24 protein-coding genes are annotated in these 19,893 nt (G+C 26.1%); all 24 read right to left on the minus strand.

Annotated features, from left to right (window positions below):
- Window positions 1-187: 187 nt before the first annotated feature.
- Window positions 188-562 carry a DUF2750 domain-containing protein gene (locus tag CLPU_RS10110; RefSeq protein ID WP_050355542.1) on the minus strand — a complete coding sequence of 125 codons (375 nt, stop codon included), beginning with the start codon at window positions 560-562 and terminating at the stop codon, window positions 188-190.
- A 171-nt stretch (window positions 563-733) separates the two neighbouring features.
- Complete coding sequence (locus CLPU_RS10115) at window positions 734-1,180, minus strand: hypothetical protein (RefSeq protein ID WP_050355543.1); 447 nt, start codon at window positions 1,178-1,180, stop codon at window positions 734-736.
- Between the two features lie 59 nt (window positions 1,181-1,239).
- Complete coding sequence (locus CLPU_RS10120; protein WP_082154177.1) at window positions 1,240-1,728, minus strand: hypothetical protein; 489 nt, start codon at window positions 1,726-1,728, stop codon at window positions 1,240-1,242.
- Between the two features lie 209 nt (window positions 1,729-1,937).
- A complete protein-coding gene (locus tag CLPU_RS10125) occupies window positions 1,938-2,183 on the minus strand; it encodes a hypothetical protein (RefSeq protein ID WP_050355544.1) in 246 nt (81 codons plus the stop codon).
- A gap of 162 nt (window positions 2,184-2,345) precedes the next feature.
- Window positions 2,346-2,585, minus strand: a complete 240-nt coding sequence (locus CLPU_RS10130) for an Imm32 family immunity protein (RefSeq protein WP_050355545.1) — start codon at window positions 2,583-2,585, stop codon at window positions 2,346-2,348.
- 21 nt (window positions 2,586-2,606) lie between these two features.
- A complete protein-coding gene (locus CLPU_RS10135) occupies window positions 2,607-3,074 on the minus strand; it encodes a DUF4279 domain-containing protein (RefSeq protein WP_050355546.1) in 468 nt (155 codons plus the stop codon).
- A 228-nt stretch (window positions 3,075-3,302) separates the two neighbouring features.
- A complete protein-coding gene (locus CLPU_RS10140) occupies window positions 3,303-3,722 on the minus strand; it encodes a DUF4279 domain-containing protein (protein ID WP_050355547.1) in 420 nt (139 codons plus the stop codon).
- A gap of 307 nt (window positions 3,723-4,029) precedes the next feature.
- Window positions 4,030-4,536 (minus strand): hypothetical protein, encoded by a 507-nt coding sequence (locus CLPU_RS10145; protein ID WP_050355548.1) that lies wholly within the window; start codon window positions 4,534-4,536, stop codon window positions 4,030-4,032.
- 24 nt (window positions 4,537-4,560) lie between these two features.
- The gene (locus CLPU_RS10150) at window positions 4,561-5,079 is read right to left on the minus strand and encodes a hypothetical protein (RefSeq protein ID WP_050355549.1); all 519 of its coding nucleotides are present in this window, start codon (window positions 5,077-5,079) and stop codon (window positions 4,561-4,563) included.
- Window positions 5,080-5,112: 33 nt separating this feature from the next.
- Window positions 5,113-5,886 (minus strand): hypothetical protein, encoded by a 774-nt coding sequence (locus CLPU_RS10155; RefSeq protein ID WP_050355550.1) that lies wholly within the window; start codon window positions 5,884-5,886, stop codon window positions 5,113-5,115.
- Window positions 5,887-6,132: 246 nt separating this feature from the next.
- Window positions 6,133-6,312: a hypothetical protein gene (locus tag CLPU_RS10160; RefSeq protein WP_050355551.1), complete on the minus strand. Its 180-nt coding sequence runs from the start codon at window positions 6,310-6,312 to the stop codon at window positions 6,133-6,135.
- A gap of 175 nt (window positions 6,313-6,487) precedes the next feature.
- Window positions 6,488-6,676: a hypothetical protein gene (locus CLPU_RS10165; protein WP_050355552.1), complete on the minus strand. Its 189-nt coding sequence runs from the start codon at window positions 6,674-6,676 to the stop codon at window positions 6,488-6,490.
- Between the two features lie 223 nt (window positions 6,677-6,899).
- The gene (locus CLPU_RS16710) at window positions 6,900-7,775 is read right to left on the minus strand and encodes an immunity 26/phosphotriesterase HocA family protein (RefSeq protein ID WP_082154179.1); all 876 of its coding nucleotides are present in this window, start codon (window positions 7,773-7,775) and stop codon (window positions 6,900-6,902) included.
- Between the two features lie 84 nt (window positions 7,776-7,859).
- The gene (locus CLPU_RS18025; RefSeq protein WP_268760465.1) at window positions 7,860-7,994 is read right to left on the minus strand and encodes a hypothetical protein; all 135 of its coding nucleotides are present in this window, start codon (window positions 7,992-7,994) and stop codon (window positions 7,860-7,862) included.
- A gap of 38 nt (window positions 7,995-8,032) precedes the next feature.
- Window positions 8,033-8,197 (minus strand): hypothetical protein, encoded by a 165-nt coding sequence (locus CLPU_RS17250; RefSeq protein WP_157857721.1) that lies wholly within the window; start codon window positions 8,195-8,197, stop codon window positions 8,033-8,035.
- Window positions 8,198-8,275: 78 nt separating this feature from the next.
- On the minus strand, window positions 8,276-8,599 hold the full coding sequence (locus CLPU_RS10175; RefSeq protein ID WP_050355553.1) for a DUF3969 family protein: 324 nt from the start codon (window positions 8,597-8,599) through the stop codon (window positions 8,276-8,278).
- Between the two features lie 151 nt (window positions 8,600-8,750).
- Window positions 8,751-8,930, minus strand: coding sequence for a hypothetical protein (locus CLPU_RS10180; protein ID WP_050355554.1), 180 nt, complete (start codon window positions 8,928-8,930; stop codon window positions 8,751-8,753).
- Window positions 8,931-9,804: 874 nt separating this feature from the next.
- Window positions 9,805-11,937, minus strand: a complete 2,133-nt coding sequence (locus tag CLPU_RS10185; protein ID WP_050355555.1) for a heavy metal translocating P-type ATPase — start codon at window positions 11,935-11,937, stop codon at window positions 9,805-9,807.
- Between the two features lie 523 nt (window positions 11,938-12,460).
- Window positions 12,461-13,573: an outer membrane lipoprotein-sorting protein gene (locus CLPU_RS10190; RefSeq protein WP_050355556.1), complete on the minus strand. Its 1,113-nt coding sequence runs from the start codon at window positions 13,571-13,573 to the stop codon at window positions 12,461-12,463.
- Between the two features lie 4 nt (window positions 13,574-13,577).
- Window positions 13,578-15,023 (minus strand): HAMP domain-containing sensor histidine kinase, encoded by a 1,446-nt coding sequence (locus CLPU_RS10195; RefSeq protein ID WP_050355557.1) that lies wholly within the window; start codon window positions 15,021-15,023, stop codon window positions 13,578-13,580.
- The gene (locus tag CLPU_RS10200; protein WP_050355558.1) at window positions 15,020-15,724 is read right to left on the minus strand and encodes a response regulator transcription factor; all 705 of its coding nucleotides are present in this window, start codon (window positions 15,722-15,724) and stop codon (window positions 15,020-15,022) included. Before CLPU_RS10200 ends, CLPU_RS10195 begins: the two co-directional genes overlap by 4 nt.
- Window positions 15,725-15,867: 143 nt before the next feature.
- Complete coding sequence (locus tag CLPU_RS10205) at window positions 15,868-16,497, minus strand: TetR/AcrR family transcriptional regulator (RefSeq protein WP_157857722.1); 630 nt, start codon at window positions 16,495-16,497, stop codon at window positions 15,868-15,870.
- A gap of 39 nt (window positions 16,498-16,536) precedes the next feature.
- Window positions 16,537-18,891: an ABC transporter permease gene (locus CLPU_RS10210; protein WP_050355560.1), complete on the minus strand. Its 2,355-nt coding sequence runs from the start codon at window positions 18,889-18,891 to the stop codon at window positions 16,537-16,539.
- A complete protein-coding gene (locus CLPU_RS10215) occupies window positions 18,891-19,601 on the minus strand; it encodes an ABC transporter ATP-binding protein (RefSeq protein WP_050355561.1) in 711 nt (236 codons plus the stop codon). Before CLPU_RS10215 ends, CLPU_RS10210 begins: the two co-directional genes overlap by 1 nt.
- Between the last annotated feature and the right edge of the window lie 292 nt (window positions 19,602-19,893).

Raw genomic sequence — 19,893 nt, forward strand, 5'->3', positions numbered from 1 at the left:
CCTTAAGATTATTATGAGTATTTTAGAATATAAAATATCCATACTATATAATATTTCCTAATTAGTTATTTATACGATTAAATTTTAGTCTATTCTTAGGATTTATTATGTGATTTTAAAATGTAAAGCCATATATCAAAAACATATGGCTTTATTAACTAAATTTTATATTTGATTTTCTTTAATATTAATAATCTTCAAGTTCTAAATTTAAATCATTTAGTAACGTATCTATCTCTAATTTAATAGAGTCAATATTGTTAAAAAATATAGATGGTTTTAAACTATCTTCTTTCATTGCAGGAAGCCAATCATTCATAAATTCATATAGGTCAATCTTTTTAGGCTTATAATTTTCCCATTCATGTTTAGCACAAAACTCAGCAAATTCCTTTCTCGGCCAAAGTGGTAGTAACATATTTCCATCATCATCTTCTGAAACTGCCCATCCATCATCATATAGTCCCCATACTTCTTCATAGTCTACTACTTTTTTTATAAAGTAACTATATCTTTTTGCCCTTGGTAATTTTAAAACAGATTCAAATTCTTTAATATTCAAAATATATAATTTCTCCTTTTTCTCATACAATCTATTTTATATCTTGTCTTATAACTTTTATGACTTGCAGGTCACTACATCTCTTTTCCTGCTTCACATCCATATATATGAGCAAGTTGATATTCTTTATAAGCACTCTAATAGATTTTATTATCTAGAAGTTTTTCACTATTAATCCTCTTTCTCTATTCCTACTTCTTTCAAAAGTTCTAGAGTCTTGTCAAATATATACTTTACTTTTTCATCATAATCATATAAATCAGTTAACATTCCTCTAGTAAAGAAAAATGCATATTTATATACATTCCAAATATATATATTATCTATTAAATATCCATCTTCATCATTCCCTATTAACTTTCCGTTTAAATCAGTAACAGCAATTGATACATAAGAACTATATCCTAACTCTAAGCATTGAAGAAAATTTGCGGAAATAAGTTCTGCATTAATTCTATATGGATCTATTGTTCTTTCTACTTCCAAATATACTAAGTATTCAGTATCCTTTATCAAAATATCTACAGCATCTAAGACATCTAAAACCGCTCTTTCAAACTCTTTTTCTATTTTTATAATGTCTTCTTGTTTAATTTCATTCAATTTAATATTATCCATATTGCTCACCTTTGGCTATTTTTCTAGCTTTCGTTTCATTACCTTTTTTAAGTTATACTTTAATCATAATTAAGCAAACTATATAAGATTTCTTCTATTTCTTTTTCTAATTCCTCTATTGTCAAACAATATAAAGTTCCACTTCCATATCTAGAATATCCCGTTGAATAATACCACAATTCTATACCAGTCTGAAAATAGTCAAATTCTCTACTTTCTTCTGTTCCATCATCATAGTAAAAACTTATCATTGAACGATATTCTGGTTCCAAGTAGCCATTATCTGTAAGTGATTCTATTTCGTCTCCATCTATATCTCTGGCTACTTTTAACTCAAGGTTTCTTTTTCCTGCTTTCTCAAATAAATCTTTATATTTATTTTCATACTTAATACATAATTCTTCACTACTTTTTTCTAAATCTCTTATCTTAGACTTTATATCTTCATTTATTTCCGAATATGGTATTTTTACATAATTTAAATTATCGTTTATATTATTTTGTTCTTTTTCTTTCTTTATGAGGTTAAACAATTTTTTTAAAATCATGTTGTTATCCTCACTTCTGATTTTATTTATAATGTAGAAAATAAATTTAAGTAAATAAATAAAACTTTATATTCGATTGAACTTAAATATAAAGATTCCATAAGCTAAGTTACCTTTGTGATTTAATTTACTATTCTAGTTTATCTACACAATAAAACTATATATTACTAATATTTAATTTTTTATAAAATATCATTGATTTTCAATGTTTATAAATAGCTTCTTCCAATTTTATCAATTAAATCCTCTAATTTAATTCCTAATTCGTTTGGTTCATCATTATCATTAAGTCCAACTTTTACAAACTCATCATTTATCACATTCCGTAAATCATTTCCTAGCTCTTCATCTACTTCTATTGTTTTTTCATCGTCTAATACCCATAAAAGATCAGGTCTATTAGATCTTAGACATTCTCTTAATATTTCTAACATTTCATTATTAAGTTTTAACATTATTCTATCTCCCTCTTATAGCCTCATATTTTTATCATATGTAGTTTTCACTTTTCAACTATTATTAGCTTAATTAATGACTTTCTTTATGTAAACTGAACTAGACTTTAAGCTTAAAAAGTTTAAAGTCTAGTTCAAGATATCCTATAATTACTTAAGCATTTATTTCCACTTAAAAAGTGTAACTTTATTTATCAATAAATCATCTTTGTTTTGTAACTCTTCTGTTAGGTCCTCTCCTCCCCAACTAGGTGTAAATAAATGAACATGATCATTGTCAGCAGCATTAATTAAAATATCAATTTCTTCTTTTAATAGCTGTAATCCTTCTTTTGTTGCATGTATTTCTAGTTCATTCCTATCATCTGAAATCTCAAATGTTAATAAATAATCATCGCACATTTTATGCCTCCTATATTATAATCAGCTTTTATCAAATTCTCTCCAGAATTCATCTTCTTCTAATAAATGCTCTAATGTATAATAACTATATAAATCAAAATAAATCTCAGCTTTTATATCACTTGCAAATTCAATAATATCTTTTTCAAGAACCATAGCAGGAGTTTGACCGTTTCTAAAGTTTGTACTTATTGAAAATAAACATTCAAGATCATACGTTTCTGTAATATCATTTATAATATCTTTCTTATATTTTATTTTGCTTATTATCTTAGTTAATTGATCATTTATATAATAGGATTCTTCATAATCTGTGCATACTTCCCAACAAGTATCTATATTTCTTATGTTTGCTCCTTCTATTGTATCTCCTTTTATCCAATATCTATTAGGCTTAATTTTCAATCTATCTGTTATTAGATTTACTAAATTGAAATCTAATTTATCTCCAGTAATTATAAATTCTACTTTTACTTTTGGCTTTTCCAAGATAAATGTCTCCTTATTATTTGTATGATTAAATATTTATTCACTTCTTTTTCATTAATTAATATATAGACTATTTCTTAATTCCTTAAAAACTCTTAACTATTTGTTATACTTTTTATCACTTAGTTACTATGGGTTAGTTTAAAATTTAAAAATTCTAGCGATATAACCATATAAATCACTGAGTTATAGTAATTTAACCATTTATCATACAGTTTTAAAAATTACTTATGTTGGTTTTGATAAGTTTTCCAAACTATAACAATCATATATATCAAAATCAATTTCACTTTTTATATCATTCATAAATTCAATAACATCTCTTTTAAGATGAATCTTAGGTTTTTTGTTATTTTCAATACTTATTACTATCATAAGCAAACATTGTAAATTATAGTTAACCATAAGATCTTTCAAGATTTCTCTCTTATTATATATTAATGGCAAAATCTTATAAATTTGATCATTAATATCATAGCTTTCTTCATAACCTGTATTAATCTCCCAGCAACTTTCTATTCTTTTTCTATTGTTTCTCTTTATTATATCTCCTTTTAAATATGTTATATTTGGGGTAACCCCCAAACTATCAGTTATTGTATTTAATACATCTTCAGAATAGTCTCCTGTTATTGAAAATTCTACCATTACAGTTGTTCTCTCCAGAATATTACACCCCTTAATTATATATTTCTTATAATAGTTTTACTTTTTATATTATAGATTCGATTATAGAACTACATACATGTCGTACTTCTTTAACCTTCTTTCATTCAAATAACATTTCTTATTTATATTAAAAATATTATTCATTAGATTCAAAACAAAGTTAATAAATAAAAGAAGATGGTTTATTATTAATAATAAACCATCTTAAATTAAATTACTATTTATGTTACATAACTTTTATTTTTTTATTTATTATAAACTTTTTTTAGCCTTTATTTCTAATAACTTATTTAAACCTAAATATAAAGGTATTAAAATACTTCCAATATAAATCATCATTAGGATTAAACGGTTTATTGAATTTTGACATTATAAATAGTTTTTCTAGAAGGTAATTTTTATTTAAATCTTCTTTGACTATATCTGATGTACAATACCTCTTTTCTTTATAATGACTGTCTTTAATCGTAAGAATTAATTTTATTTCATCAACAGCTTTTATGATTTCCATTAATATATCTGTAAAATTTGTTATTTCATTAGGTGGTTCTTTTAGTATGCTCCAGTCTTCTCTTAGTGTCCTCATAAAATTATTTCCTTTTATAGGTACTATTGTTTCTAATGCTTGATAATTTGTTAACTCTCTTAATTTATTTTCTTCTATCTCATTATTCTCATCAATTTGTAATATCTCAAAATTGAGGTTTTCAATCTTCTTAATATAATTCATTATATTTTCGATATTTGATGTATTAAAGGTTAACATTTGAATATCTTCATATAAATTTTTCATCACTAATATCTCCCAAAATAAGTTCTATTCAAATTTAAATATTATTATGTCAAAGCACCAAAACCAAGGTTCATCTAAAAAAGAAAATGACAAGTTAAAAAGCCAATCAAGCAGGTTTTTTTCCTTAACTTCATCTTTATCTATATATTTAACTAAATATGAATCTTCTCGTTCTTCTGATGCTGTTGAAACTATAATTAAGTTTACTTTCTTAATGCTTTCTTTTTTTATAATATCTAATAATATTTCAACAAATTTTTTCACTTCAAAAGGTGGGTATTCTCTTTCTTCCCATTCATTATAATAACCTAAAAATTCATCTTCATCTAAAATAACTGTATCTTTGAATAAATAATTTTCAAAATATTTTCTTACTCCCTTATACCTACCATCTTTTCTCTTCATTTTTTCATCTATCTCTTCATTAACTAAAACATTGATACCTATTTCCTCAAATCTATTTATGGTAGATATTATTTCTTTCATATCATTATCCATTTCAATTGTTATTATTTGAGTACAATCAAATACTGCATCAGACATTATAAAATCTCCTTATTATATATATTCTATTTATTATCTTACAGTATCTTCTTTATGAGTCAATACTGTTGAACCATGAACAAGAAAGGTCCATACATTTTTACAAAATTCATCTGTATAAATAACTTTATGATTAGCTTTCCAGTATAAATTACCTAAGTACATTGAATAAATAAGCTCATGCGGGTCTTTTCTAACTAACCTTTCCTTTCTAATGACTTTATCTTCTTTTATATTTTTTATCTCTAAATATATATCAAAATAAGATATCTCATGTTTACATATAATACTGCAAATGTATTGTCTATTTGGACTCCTTTTTCTTTTATATATATAAGTATTTTGATAATCCAAGTCTATAATTTTTTGATAAGTGTCTTGAAAAATTTGTTTATCCCAATTATTTTCATTTGCCATCAAGTAAATTCCTCTTTGTAAAACATTCAAAATCATTTTTTTTCTTTCATGTTTACTTACAGAAAAATATTTATAACTATCAAATTCTACCTGAACATGGATATACTTATCAACTTGTCTGATATCAGTAGTTTTTAGTTTATCCTCAACACATTCTATAATTATTCTTTGTATATTATCAGTTTTAAACTTGGGTAGTAGTCTAGAATACAAAGACGCTATACATCTTGTTTCATTGTTAAAAGTGAACCATCTACTTTGATATAGGTTATCATAATCTATCTCAACAATTTCTTTTTCATCTTTAGATTTGCTTATAACTACTGTATTATTTATATGATTTATGTCATTAGGATATAGTTCTAATATGAAGCTCCTTAGATAAGCCACTTAATTTACCCCCTATCAATTACACATGTTGTTATATTAAAAATAGTAAATAATAAGTTTATTAGTCTTTATTTTAGTCTATCTAACAAAAGAACTATTGAATAAAATTAATCAACAGTTCTTTTTAATATAGATGAGAATAAATGTTCACTTAAAAATTAAAAGTATTTTCTTTATTTCTACTTCCTCTAAATGTTTCAAAGGCTTACCAAATATATAAAGTACTTAGTATTGCTTATTTCATTATTATGTTATTTTAAAATAATCTCCCTTATATTCTCCTTCAAGTGTATAAGCAACTTCATATTCCACTGTAATTGTCATACTAATATATCTTCTTTTGTTATATCTATAATTCAATGTAAAAGCGGACTTCTCTGGTGACACCTTTATTTTTGCCATATCTTTATTATGGAATGTATCCATATATCCTTCTTCTCATTCAGCTTTATAGCATTCCATAGCACCCCAGAAACTATCTATAGTTCGTTGTTCTATATTATTTTCTATTATCCAAGATTCCTAAATCTATCAATACATCTAAATATTTTATAATTTGAATAGCTAAGCTTATTTACATTTCATTTATGTATCTTAATCTTTAATTTAGTATACCTTTAGATTCAAGGTAGTTTACTGTAAGCAAACAAGCTATAAGAAATATAGCTCTTAATGGAAATACTACTGTAAATAAACTAAATAAAATATAATACAATAAGAACACTATTGATATGGCTATAATCTCACTGCTTTTTAGATATATTCCTATTATAAAAGATAATACGGACATAAATAGATATCCTCCCATGTCATACACATATAACACCTCGATTCTTTATACATAATCTAATAATTTCTTTTTTATTTCTAAATTTTATTATAATTATCTTGTTCTTTATAAAGCTTGTCTCATAGAAAGAGACTGCCTAAAAACACTTTATAACAATTACTTATTAAGACAGTCTCTTTATTTCAACTTAAATATATCTTAAAGGTAAACATTAATTTTAAAATTACCATTCTCTCCATTCTTCTGTTATATCTTCATCTATTTCTAAACCTGTAAGTTTAGCTAATTTATGAATAGAGTCACATAATTCTTCTCTCTCCATTGTTTCTATAAAGTAGTCTTCTTCCTCATCAAGTTTGTTAAAATCCTTTACTACTTTTTCTACACATTTCATTATATCTTTCTGTGATGGATTGTCTCCTAGCTTTTTCAGATTATTAGAATAAGTATCTAGTACTTTTTTTACTTTAATAAGATTTTCTCCTGTAAAAATCTCGTCTTTTTCTAATAAGTCTATATCACGATCTAATATTATATCTCCTTCGTATCCTATTCCCTCTAATATTTCAGGATGATTTTCTAGAGCCTTTTTAGTTTCTGTTGATACTGATCCATAACTTCCTAGTCCATAACTTCCACATATTTTAGGTCTGCGCTTTAATCTCTTTCCTTCTTCTGTGAAATATAGCTCTTTTTCTAAAAATTGAAACCCATAATCCTTTATGATATCATCTTCATTAATTGATATGTTTCCTATAGTTTTGAAATAGCCTTTTAACCATCCTTGATTATTTACTATATCTGGAGGATTTAATAGTTCATTTTTCATTAGATCATTTGGAATTTCTATACTCTTAGAAGGACAGTTATATATGAATATTAGATTCCAACCATTAATAAATCCATCTTCAGGATTTACTATATTTGTCTTAATAACAACTCCAAAAAAATATATGTCCTTTACAGGCTGTATTACAAATACATCTCCTTTCTTTGGCTTTTTTCTTGATGGTTCCATTTTAATTAAAATCATATTAAATAATCCTTTCTTAATATTAATTAATAATATCCATTTAGTTTTGTCCAGTCTTTTCTCCACTTTATAGTAACTCTAAACTAAGAATAAAAAATAAAATAGCCTATAACTTCATTTATGTTATGGCTATTTTACTTTTATTATCTCCTAAAAATCTTCATATTCAGACCAGATCACATCTTCTTCCTCTAGATTTTTTTCATATAGCTTTTCATAACTATCAACTAAATCCATAAAATATTTCAACGTATCTTCTAATGCTTCTTCACATGAATCTCCCATTCCAGCAATACCATCTTCCGTTCCATCTTGATGATTTCTTATTCTAATATTAGGAACTCCTTCATATTTGCCCTCTTAGTTTCCCAGAATCTTATTTTAAATTTTTCATAAGGAATTTTATTTAATGCCCATATTTCAAACTCTCCTACAAGTTTATTTATAGTTGTTACTCCTTTTATATCTATATACTTCCATTTATCCACGAACTCACTCCTTATTTTAAAACGTATAGTCAATAAGTCTAATAACTATAATTTATTTATTATTCTTTATTCAATAAATCACTCATACCATTTATCCTTAGGTGAATCAAGTCCTTTTAATTTATTTAGTTGATCTAAAGTTTTTTCTATCAAATCATTAAAGTTATTTTCAAGCATATCTGGAATTAAACTAAGTACATCCTCTAATTCACACCCTAAGGAATAAAGAAATGCTAATTCATCTAAGCCGCCTTCTTTCTCTATCTTATTTACTGTATATGGATTAAATATATAGTTTTCAGCCTCATCTATAGTTATAGCTTTATTTTTCAACGCATAGACTACTCCTAAATTCAACAAAAGTAACAATCTTTTTTTATCTACATTGTTATTTGCTCTCAAAATAGTTATACTATCTACCTCCCACTCGTTACTTCATCCATCCTTAACTTTTTTAGATATCTACTTACTTATTCTAAATATAGTGTTTAGAAATTAATTCTTATAAATACCTATAAAGCATAAATTTTGTAAGTATCTTAAATATCTATAATTATTCATTTATAACTACTTTATATGCCTTCTTAGCATCTTCTCCTTTTAACAACATCTTCAATGTCTCATGTTCTTCTTCATTATCTAATATAGGATTATTTTCATCTCCATACAATATCCCAGTAAAATTATTAACCCAATAATCCTTAATTTCTTTTAAATTTTCAAATAATATCATTTATTCATTCATAGTATACACCCCCATTATTTATCAAACCGATGCTTGTAATATTTTACATTAGCTTTATTAAAATATATAAGTTATAAGATACAGTATCTCTTTTTCAAGGAAACTTTGAGCTTATTTCCCTATCTTATTAATAAAGTTTAAAATTATAAAGCCATATAGAATATATGGCTTTATAAACTAAATTTTATATTTACTTAGACTTGAATCTATAGCTATGTTTATACTTTAATCTATTATTTTAATTTATCCGTATGGCAAATATATATAAACATTGCAATGTAAGCAATAAACAATATCATTCGTGCTAGAATCCATGTGAATAAACTAAGTAAAATACCATATATTAATGTTAATATTGATCCGACTATAGTATAACTACTTTTTCTATATATTCCATTTATTAAGCCTAATATAAATATAATAATAAAAGTTTCATTAATATTAGACAAGCGCATTATATATCTATTTTTCATTAATTAACAATGTCTATGTATTTACTAGTGATTCTATATCTTTTCTAATTGTAATACATTCGTATGACGTTTCATATATATATTTTATTTTTTAATTATCTTCATTTAAACTATACAAAATGCATAGAAAAAGTCTAATTATACATTAGTATATTTTTGTTGTTTAATAACAATTTTTTCATATATGAAAATAGTTATTGACTTTAGTTAAAATATTGTAATCATTAGAAATCTTCGAAAAAAAAGTTAATAATGTCAGGACTCAGACATTTTCAGTTGAAAAAATATAAAAAATCCTTTCAATAGAAATGATAAATTATAGTTTTCACTATTATCTTTCTATTAAAAGGATTCTTATTTAAATCTTTTTTAGTTTTATTAGAATAAATTTAATCTACTCTTAATGCTCTCATAGAATTTAAAACAGCTATTAGAGTTACTCCAACATCTGCAAATACTGCTTCCCACATAGTAGCTATTCCAAATGCTCCTAGCGCTAGAACTACTGCTTTTATTCCTAATGATAATACTATATTTTGAATAACTATTTTTTTAGTTTTTCTAGCTATTCTAATTGAAGTAGCTAGTTTAGTAGGTTCATCTGTCATTAAGACTACATCTGCTGCTTCTATAGCTGCATCTGATCCTAGTCCACCCATTGCAACTCCGATATCTGCTCTTGCTAATACCGGAGCATCATTTATTCCATCTCCTACAAAAGCTAATTTACCTTTAGTACTTTCTTGTCTATATAGTTCTTCTACCTTTTCCACTTTTCCATCTGGAAGAAGTTCAGCATAGAATCCATCAAGTTTTAGTTCTTTAGCTACAGATTCTGCCACTTCTTTGGTATCCCCTGTTAGCATTATAACTCTTTCTACTCCAACCTTTTTAAGGTTATCTATAGCAGAATGAGCATCCTCTTTAATTTCATCTGAAATTATTATATTTCCTGCAAAATTACCGTCTATAGCTACATATACTATAGTTCCATCTGTTTTAACTTTTTCAAAGTCTATCTTTTCTCTAGTCATTAACTTACTATTTCCAACTAGAACTTCTTTTCCTTCTATTTTTACCTTTATACCGTGACCTGATATTTCTTCATATGATTCTATAATATCTTCTTTTATTTCTTTTCCGTATTCCTCTTTTATAGATTTAGCAATAGGATGATTTGAGTGAACTTCTGCAATAGCTGATAATCTTAATAATTCATCCTTACTTAAATCTTTATTTGTATTTATTTCTCTTACTTTAAATACACCTTTTGTTAGAGTACCCGTTTTATCCATAACAACTGTATCTACATCATTAAGTGCTTCTAGATAGTTACCACCTTTTATTAATATACCTGCTTTGGATGCTGCTCCTATTCCTCCAAAGAATCCTAGTGGAATTGATACTACTAAAGCACATGGACATGATATAACTAAGAATACTAAAGCTCTATAAGTCCATTCTGAAAATTCTTGATTTAATGCAAGCGGTGGAATAATAGCAATCAATGCTGCTAATATTACTACTACAGGTGTATAATATCTAGCGAACTTAGTTATAAAGTTTTCTGTAGGTGCTTTTTTATTACTTGCATTTTCTACTAAATCTAATATTTTAGAAACCGTAGATTCACTAAATCTTTTAGTAACTTCTACAGTTAATAATCCATTTTCATTTACAAATCCACTTAATATTTCATCACCTTTATTAACACTTCTAGGAACTGATTCTCCTGTAAGAGCTGAAGTATTTACCATAGAATTTCCTTCTATAACTTTACCATCTAAAGGAACTTTTTCTCCTGGTTTTACAACTATAATATCTCCTATGTTTACTTTTTCAGGATTTACTTTATTAAGTTCAGATCCTACTTTTAAGTTAGCATAATCTGGCCTTATATTTAAAAGTGACTTTATAGACTTTCTAGAACGGTTAATAGCCATTCCTTGGAATAGTTCTCCTACTTGATAAAATAACATAACTGCAACAGCTTCTGGATATTCTTTAATTGCAATTGCACCAATTGTAGCTATACCCATAAGGAAGTTCTCATCAAAGACTTGACCTCTAGCAATATTTTTAACGGCTCTTAAAATAACATCTCCTCCAACTAAAACATAACTGGTTAAGAGTAGTCCTGCTCTTAAATTAGGATTCATTTTTACTACGAAAGTTAAAAATAGTAGTATAGCTCCTAATCCAAATCTAATATAATTTAATTTGCTGTTACTTTCTCCATGGTCATGACCATGATCGTGAGAATGATCATGACTATGATTTTCTATTTCACCTTTTAGTTTAACTTTTACATGTGGTTCCAGTCTTTTTACTATAGACTTTACTTCGTTAAATATAGTATTAAAATTATACCCATCTTCATACTCTACAGATAAAGTGCTGCTTACAAAGTTAAGAGTTACATTCTCTACACCTTCTATAAACATAACTTCGTTTTCTATTTTGGCTGCGCAACTAGCGCAGTTTAGTCCTTGAAGTAAGATATCTTTTTTTTCCTCACCCATTTTTCACACCCCTTATTTATGATATATTATATTATGTTATATATGAATGATTGTTCATATGTTTATATTTATTATATTACCCTTTTAATAAAAATGTCAACAAATTATTTCACAAAAAACATCTAGTTTTTTAATTGAATTTTTGTAAAATAGTTCTAAACGGTATGCAATTATGCCATTTTATATATTATTATCTTTTTCATATTTGTTATTTTAGGAGTGTAAAAGATAATAAGTGTTTTATTTGGTATATAAAACATTAAAGTGCATTGAGGGTTAATTATAAGACAACTTTTAATTTGCATAAAAAAATAGATGTGACCACCATGCCATCTATTTTCAATTTCATATATTACTCTATTTTTCATAGGTAACCTTAAGAATATTATCTTTATATCTTTCTGAATTCATCAAAGTTTTAACTATAATTTAAGAAAAGATCACTTAAAACTTTTTTAAGTAAAGCTAATTAAAAATGGACTTATCTTATGATAAGTCCATAATTTGAGGAGTATCAATACTTCTAGTTATTATTTTTTATTTCTAAGCTTTCGATTATTTTTATACACTCATCTAGCTTCATGTTATTATTGTCACCTATAAAGGAATAGCTTACATCATTTTCGTCCCAAGATATTATTTTTATATTCTTATCTAATACAGTTGCCTTTTGTCCCCTTATAGTTTTATTCTTTTCTCCAGGAATCTTAACGTTTTCACTTTCTTCTTGTTGATTATGTTTTCTTATAGTTAAGGTAAACGCTGGTTTGTTGTCTTTTACGTATGTTTGAATTATTTCATCTTGAGATATTTTACTATTATACTTTGATACTTTCATCTCCTTTAGCTTATATTCAGATGTTTGTGGTGTAGTTAGAATAGGATTTCCCATAAGTTCCTTTGCTTCTTCAAAGTTAATATCTGATTGATTGTTCTTAAATTCATCTAAATTTTCTACTTTAGCGTCTGAAGGTATATCATATTTAAAAGTATTTTCATCAAATTTAGGGGAAAAGTCAAGCTTAGTATATTCAAACTCGGTTTTAATATTACCACTATATGATATGCATTTTATAACAAACCAATTCTCCATGTTTATCCATAACTCTTGTTCTCCTAATATATTATCCTTGTCTTTAGGCTCTAATTTTAAATGATATGTTTTTATATTATTAATCTTTTCTTCTCCTAAATTTGAAATATTATGAGATTCTTTTAGAGTCTCTAAAGTCTTTTTAAATTGATCTTTTGGAGTCATAGAAATAAGACTCATGTCATTTAAGTTCTTACTAGAAAATACCTTGTTTTCTTTCTTATCATGCACTATAAACATATCCCCATCATTAACTACTACTGCACTACTTCCATCTTTAGAATTAGTTTCAGAACGTTTCTTTATTTTTCCGTTTTCCGAACTTGACCATTCTTTTAGCTTTACTTCTTCTGTAATCTTATTGTTTTCATATATACGCATTTCTCCTTCTGCATAGTATGATTTTATATTATTATCAGCTTCTATTGCATTTGCAACTATACTTTCTGGAAGTAAGCTTACATCCTTTCCATTACATCCTACAAGTACCCCACTTCCTAATGCTACCACTGTCATTAATGTCATAATTTTCTTTTTAATCATATGTTTAATCCTCCATTGTTTTTATCCAACATGCTATAACTGTACCTTTATTTTCACTAGATAAAATCTTTATCTTTCCAAAATGTCTTTCTATTATAAGTTTTACAATACTTAATCCTAATCCTGTTCCACTTTTCTTCATGATGCTTCTTTCGTTATCAGATTTGTAGAATCGTTCAAATATCTTTTTTAAATCTTCCTCTGATATTTTTTGTCCCTCATTTTTAACTATAAGTATTGCACCTTCTTTTCTAAACTCATCAAGTTCTTCTACATAACTGTCGTCCAACCATCCTGGGAGACTAAAGTTATCTGAAAAAGCACCTGCATGAATAACACTAGCTTCTTTGCTATGCTTTATAGCGTTAGTTATAAGATTATCCATTACTCTAATCATTTGATTTACACCGACTTTATACATTCCCTCTACATTAACTTGTGATACATATTTTAATCCCCTTTTTTCACATATTTCTTCATATTCTGAAGTAAGCATTTCAAAAAACTCTTGTCCTTCAACTTCAACAAAGTCTATATTATAATCAGAAGTTAAGATAGTATACATTAGTAAATCTTCAAGCATGTCATTCATATAGTCGCATTTATTTAGTATAGTTGAAACATATCTTTCACCTTTAGTATTTTTATTATGGGACTGTAAAAGTTCCGTATAAGCTCTTATAGATGTTAATGGTGTCTTTAAATCATGAGATATTGTAGCAATCATATACTCTTTCGACTTTTGCTGCTCTTCGAGTTCTTTTCTTTTATCCATTATCTCATTTTTCATATTATTAAAGTGACTTATCAAATTTCCTATTTCATCTTCTGATTGATAGCTAATTTTTACATCTTGTCCCAAAGCAAATCTACTCATAGAGCTTATTAAAAGATCAAGTGGTTTATTAAGTTTTTTATTAATTATCTTAATAGTAACTACTAATACTGTTAAAAGTATTAGGATGAACAGTAACATAGCTATTAGTGTTCTTTCATTTACTCCTTTAACCCAATTTGAACGTGATATAGTAACTTCATAAAATCCAACTAGTTTGTCGTCTTTAAATACAGGTTTCTTCAAGGTATCTGCTCTATATCCATGATTTATTTTATATAAATCTTTATAAAGCTGCTCTCTATTTAACATAGGGTATATATTATCATTCATTGAAGAATATATTCTTAATCCATATATATCATATAATGTAACTTTAGTATTACTCTTCTCTTCTTTAAAAACTAAATCATAACTATCCTTGGGATGAGTATAGAGTTCCGGATTTTGTAAGATAATATCATACTTCTCAAACTTATTAATACTGTTGATATAATCTTTCATTTCTATTTGTTTATTGTATTGCTGAATCCAAACATACAATAATATAAATACAAATATAGGAGCTAGTATTACAATAATATATGAACTTATAAGCCAATTCTTTATTTTCATTCTAGCTTGTCTCCAATAAATCTATATCCTTTTCCCCATACTGTTTCTATAAACTTAGGATGTTTTATATTATCTTTTAGTTTTTCTCTAAGGGATTTCACATGAACTGTTACTGTGTTATTTCCTTCAACGTCCATTTCTCCCCATATACTTTCATATAACTCAGCTTTACTAAATATTTTATTAGGATTTTGTGACATTAAGAAAAATAGTGCTATCTCTTTTGATGTTAAGTGTAATTTTTCATTTTTTAGTTCAAAGCTTTCTGTGTCCTTACATACTTTAAGTCCACCATCATATTCAAGTATTTTTCCATTAACATTTCTATTTATATATTTTCTATAACGTCTTAGATGGGATCTTACTCTTGCTTCAAGCTCTATTAAGCTAAAAGGTTTAGTCAAGTAATCGTCTGCTCCAATGTTAAGCCCTTTTACCTTATCTTCATCTTTATTTTTAGCACTTATAATTAGGATAGGTACTTCACTTTTTATTCTTATGTTTTTACATAAAGTGAGACCATCCATCTCAGGCATCATAATATCGACAATTATTAAATCAAAGTTATCATTATTAAACTCATTAATACCTTCTTTTCCTGTAGACGCCCATACTGTACTATATCCTGTTCTTTCTAGATATTCTCTTATAACTGAAGCTATTTCAAAATCATCTTCAACTATTAGTATTTTTTCATTCATAGTGAGGCCTCCTATGACTTCATTATATATAAGTTGTCAAACTAATTATAAAACTTAATAGTTTCTTTATAAATGAAAAATCTTAAACTAAAACTTTAGTTTAAGATTTTTATAATTATCCCTATAACTTTATTTTATATCTTTTACTCATATATACCATATCTCATAATCTCTAAATATTCTTCCATTTCAGTCATTATATCTTCCATATTTTCAAGTATTTCCTTTTCTCTATCTTTATACATAGTCATGTATTTGCTAGAAAGTCCATTTAGTAACATCATAAGAGCCTCAATAGCTTTATTTTTATCTATTCCTTCTTTTATTTTAGATTTATTAACTTTCTCTACTATTAACTTATACATTTCTGTATAAAGTTTTTGATATCTTTCTTCTAACTCTTTTTTTATTTCTTCTGGAACAGAAAAGAAAGCTCTAGTTAAGAGTTCAGTCTTTATAGGTTCTTCTGAATATAGTCTTATTTTCATCATTCCTATTGCTTTTATATATTCAATTACATCATTATTCTCAATCTTATCCATATAATCAAACACAGCTTCACTATAATAGTCTATAGTATAATCTAATATATATAGATAAAGATTTTTTTTATTTTTGAAGTAATGAAATAATATTCCCTTAGATATATCTGCTCTTTTAGTTATCTCATTAGTAGAAGCTTTCTTATATCCATTCTTAGCAAACTCTTCTATACATATATCTATTATCTTTTGTTTTTTCTCTTCTTGTAATTTCTCAAAGGTTTGAAACAATACTATACTCCTCTCATGTTAAAACAAGTAGAATTTTCTCTATGATACTCTACTTTTTAATGATTCAATAAAATTCAACTTGTTAATTTTCTTATAAGTTACTAGTTGGGCTAATATTACAAATACTATAGTTATAACACTAGCCATTAGATAGTCTACATTTGTAGCATTTATCTCAAGTGTGTATATTTCTGTACTAAAACTTTTTTCTAAAGATGCTAATATTCCATTTCCTATTGGTATTCCTATTAATATACCTAATATAGTCATAATTATATTTTCTTTTGATATAATGTTAAATATTTCTTTCTTAGAAAATCCCATAACCCTTAATGTTGATAACTCATAATTTCTCTCGGCTATATTCATAATAGTAGAACTATATACAATAACAAATCCAAGTATACCTGCAAAAATAATCATTATACTTATAGTATATAATAATAAGTCTACATATTCTTCAAATACAGTTCTCATTTCATTTAAGGATTGAACATTGGATATATATTCTATATTTTCTAAACTCTCTTTTATATTTCCTTTATCCTTTGAATTTAAATATACCCCTGTTATTTTATCTTTATAGAAAAGTTCATCTTCCACTTCCTCTATATTCATATAGCCATTTATTCCTAGAGACTGCTTTACTACTTCTTTTACTTCTACATTTAAATCTTTCTTACCAGGGACAAAGCTTTTTATTTTTATCTTATCACCTTTCTTTGCTCCTATAAAGTTAGCCAATCCTTGAGATAACAAGATTCCCCTTTCAGGTAATTTTACAGTTTTGTTTTCTATATCAGTAAATCTATAGGATTTAGTATTCTCTTTTAGTCCTATTATGTTTACAGTTTTCTTATTACTCTCTTTGGATATCTCAAATGGATATTCAATTTTAGGTTCTATATTAGATGTATTTACTATCTTTTCTATATCATTAACAGCTTTTAATTCTTCAGGTTTATTAAAATCTATATTATAATCCATTCTTAAAAATTTTGAGTAATGATCATTAAATACACTATTGAAAGCATTTTTTTGTGCTAAAGGCATTAAAGTTATAGCAAAAGATATTGCTATTCCTAATGAAGTAAATATTAATCTCTTCTTATTTCTAAATATATTTCTCATTACCATCTTTGAAGTAAATGATAGTCTACTCCATATAAAATTAACTTTATCTAGCAATATTCCTTTTCCTAATTTAGGAGTTTCTGGCTTCATAGATTCTGATGGCAGTATCTTCATTATCTTTCTTGAACTAAAAGCTCCTGATAATCCGCAAAATATTACTGATATAGCTAATGCTGAAAATAAAAACTTATAATAGAAGTTAAATTTAAGAACAGGTATGTTAAAATACGTCGCATACAAATTACCTATGCTACTTGATAATATAGTTCCCAAGATTATTCCTATAGTAGATCCTATAACCCCTATTATTAAGCTAATTTTAATATAGTGAAACATTATTGATTTGTTACTGTAACCTAGTGCTTTGAGAACTCCTATAGGTATTCTATCATTTTTAATCATTCTTGATAACATAGCTGATATAATTATAGCAGCAGCTCCTAAAAAAATTATAGGTACACTATCAGATACTTTTTTCACTCCATCTAGTTTATCAGATATTATTCTATTGCTAAGTTGTTCATCCTTAGAATATAACCTTATAATTCCATATTTTTTTAGTTTATTATTTAATATTTCTTTTGTATCTTTTATCTTGCTTTCATCTTTTACTTTTATAGTTATCTCATTATATTGATTTTTCAAACTTAGGTTGTTTTCTAAAAAGCTTTCAGAAACATATATTATCCCAAACTTATCTTCTGCTGGTAATAAGCTTTGTTCATTTTCCATTATATAAACATATTCTGGACTAGCCACTATACCTTTTATTTTAAGTTCATAGTTTTCACCTTGTATATAAAGCTTTAGTGTATCTCCAACTTTTAATCCTGTTGCTTTTGCAAATTGTTCTATAATCAATACTTCTTTATCTGAGTCTATGTTATTTTCTCCATTTATAGTATAAAGCTTATTTATATTATTCTTTTCAGGTAATGATATTACCCTAGTTTTTATCTTATCTAATTTACTTTCCACTTTTATTTGACCGTCTAATACTAATCTACCTTCTACATCCTTAACATTTTCAATTTTATCTATGTCTCTTATTGATTCTTTATCGATATTAAAAAAATTCACATATATATCTGCAAAATTAGTTTTATCATAGTAATAATTAACACCATCTGCTAAGTTAACTGAGCCCATGCTGAGTGCAACATATATCATAAGTCCAACTATTATTAATATAGTAACCGCTAAGAATTGTCCTTTTGAATCCTTTATTAGTCTTAATGCTCTAATATTTAACTTTTTCATTACCAAACAATCCTTTCTGGGCTTATTGGATTTTCATTTATGACATTTTCAATAATAGTTCCACTTCTCATTCTTATAACTCTATCGGCCATATCAGCTATAGGGGCATTATGAGTTATAACTACAACTGTTTTGTTATGATTTTTATTTATTTTTTTAAGTAGTGAAAGTATTGACACTCCTACTTCATAATCTAATGCTCCTGTTGGTTCATCACAAAGTAACAACATTGGATTTTTAGCAATTGCTCTTGCTATAGCTACTCTTTGTTGTTCTCCTCCACTTAATTGAGATGGAAAGTGATTCTTTCTGTCATTGAGACCAACTTCATCAATTATTGTATCTATACTTAAAGGATTCTTACATATTTCTGTAGCAAGTTCTATGTTTTCTTTCGATGTTAAATTAGATGTAAGGTTATAAAACTGAAATACAAATCCTATACTATTTCTTCTATATTCAGTAAGTTTCTTATCATTATACTTAGTAATATTTTCTCCATTTAACAGGACTTCTCCCTCTGTAGGTATATCCATTCCTCCAATAATGTTCAGTAGAGTACTTTTTCCTGAACCACTAGGACCTAGTATAACTACAAATTCTCCGTCATTTATTTCTAAAGAAACATTCTTAAGTGCTTTTACTGTTACTTCACCAAGTTTATAATCTTTTGATACATCTGATAATTTAAGAAATATATTATTTTCCATACTTTCACCCCTTTAATTTTATTAACCACCTGGTCAATTTTATTATATTCTACACCTAATTGACTACGTAGTCAATATGGTATTTTTATTAATAATTATTTACCTTATTGAATATTCATTAGATTCATGGTACTATGATTTTAAATAAAAAGGGGTGAATAAAGAGTATGGATATATCTGTGAATATACTTCCTAATTTCTTGAATTTTGTTCTTCAAATTATCTCTACTATTGTTCTCATATCAGTTGTTTATATTATTATCAAATTAGTTAGAAAAGCTCTAAGATAGTA

Source organism: Gottschalkia purinilytica, from assembly GCF_001190785.1.
Lineage (GTDB): Bacteria > Bacillota > Clostridia > Tissierellales > Gottschalkiaceae > Gottschalkia_A > Gottschalkia_A purinilytica.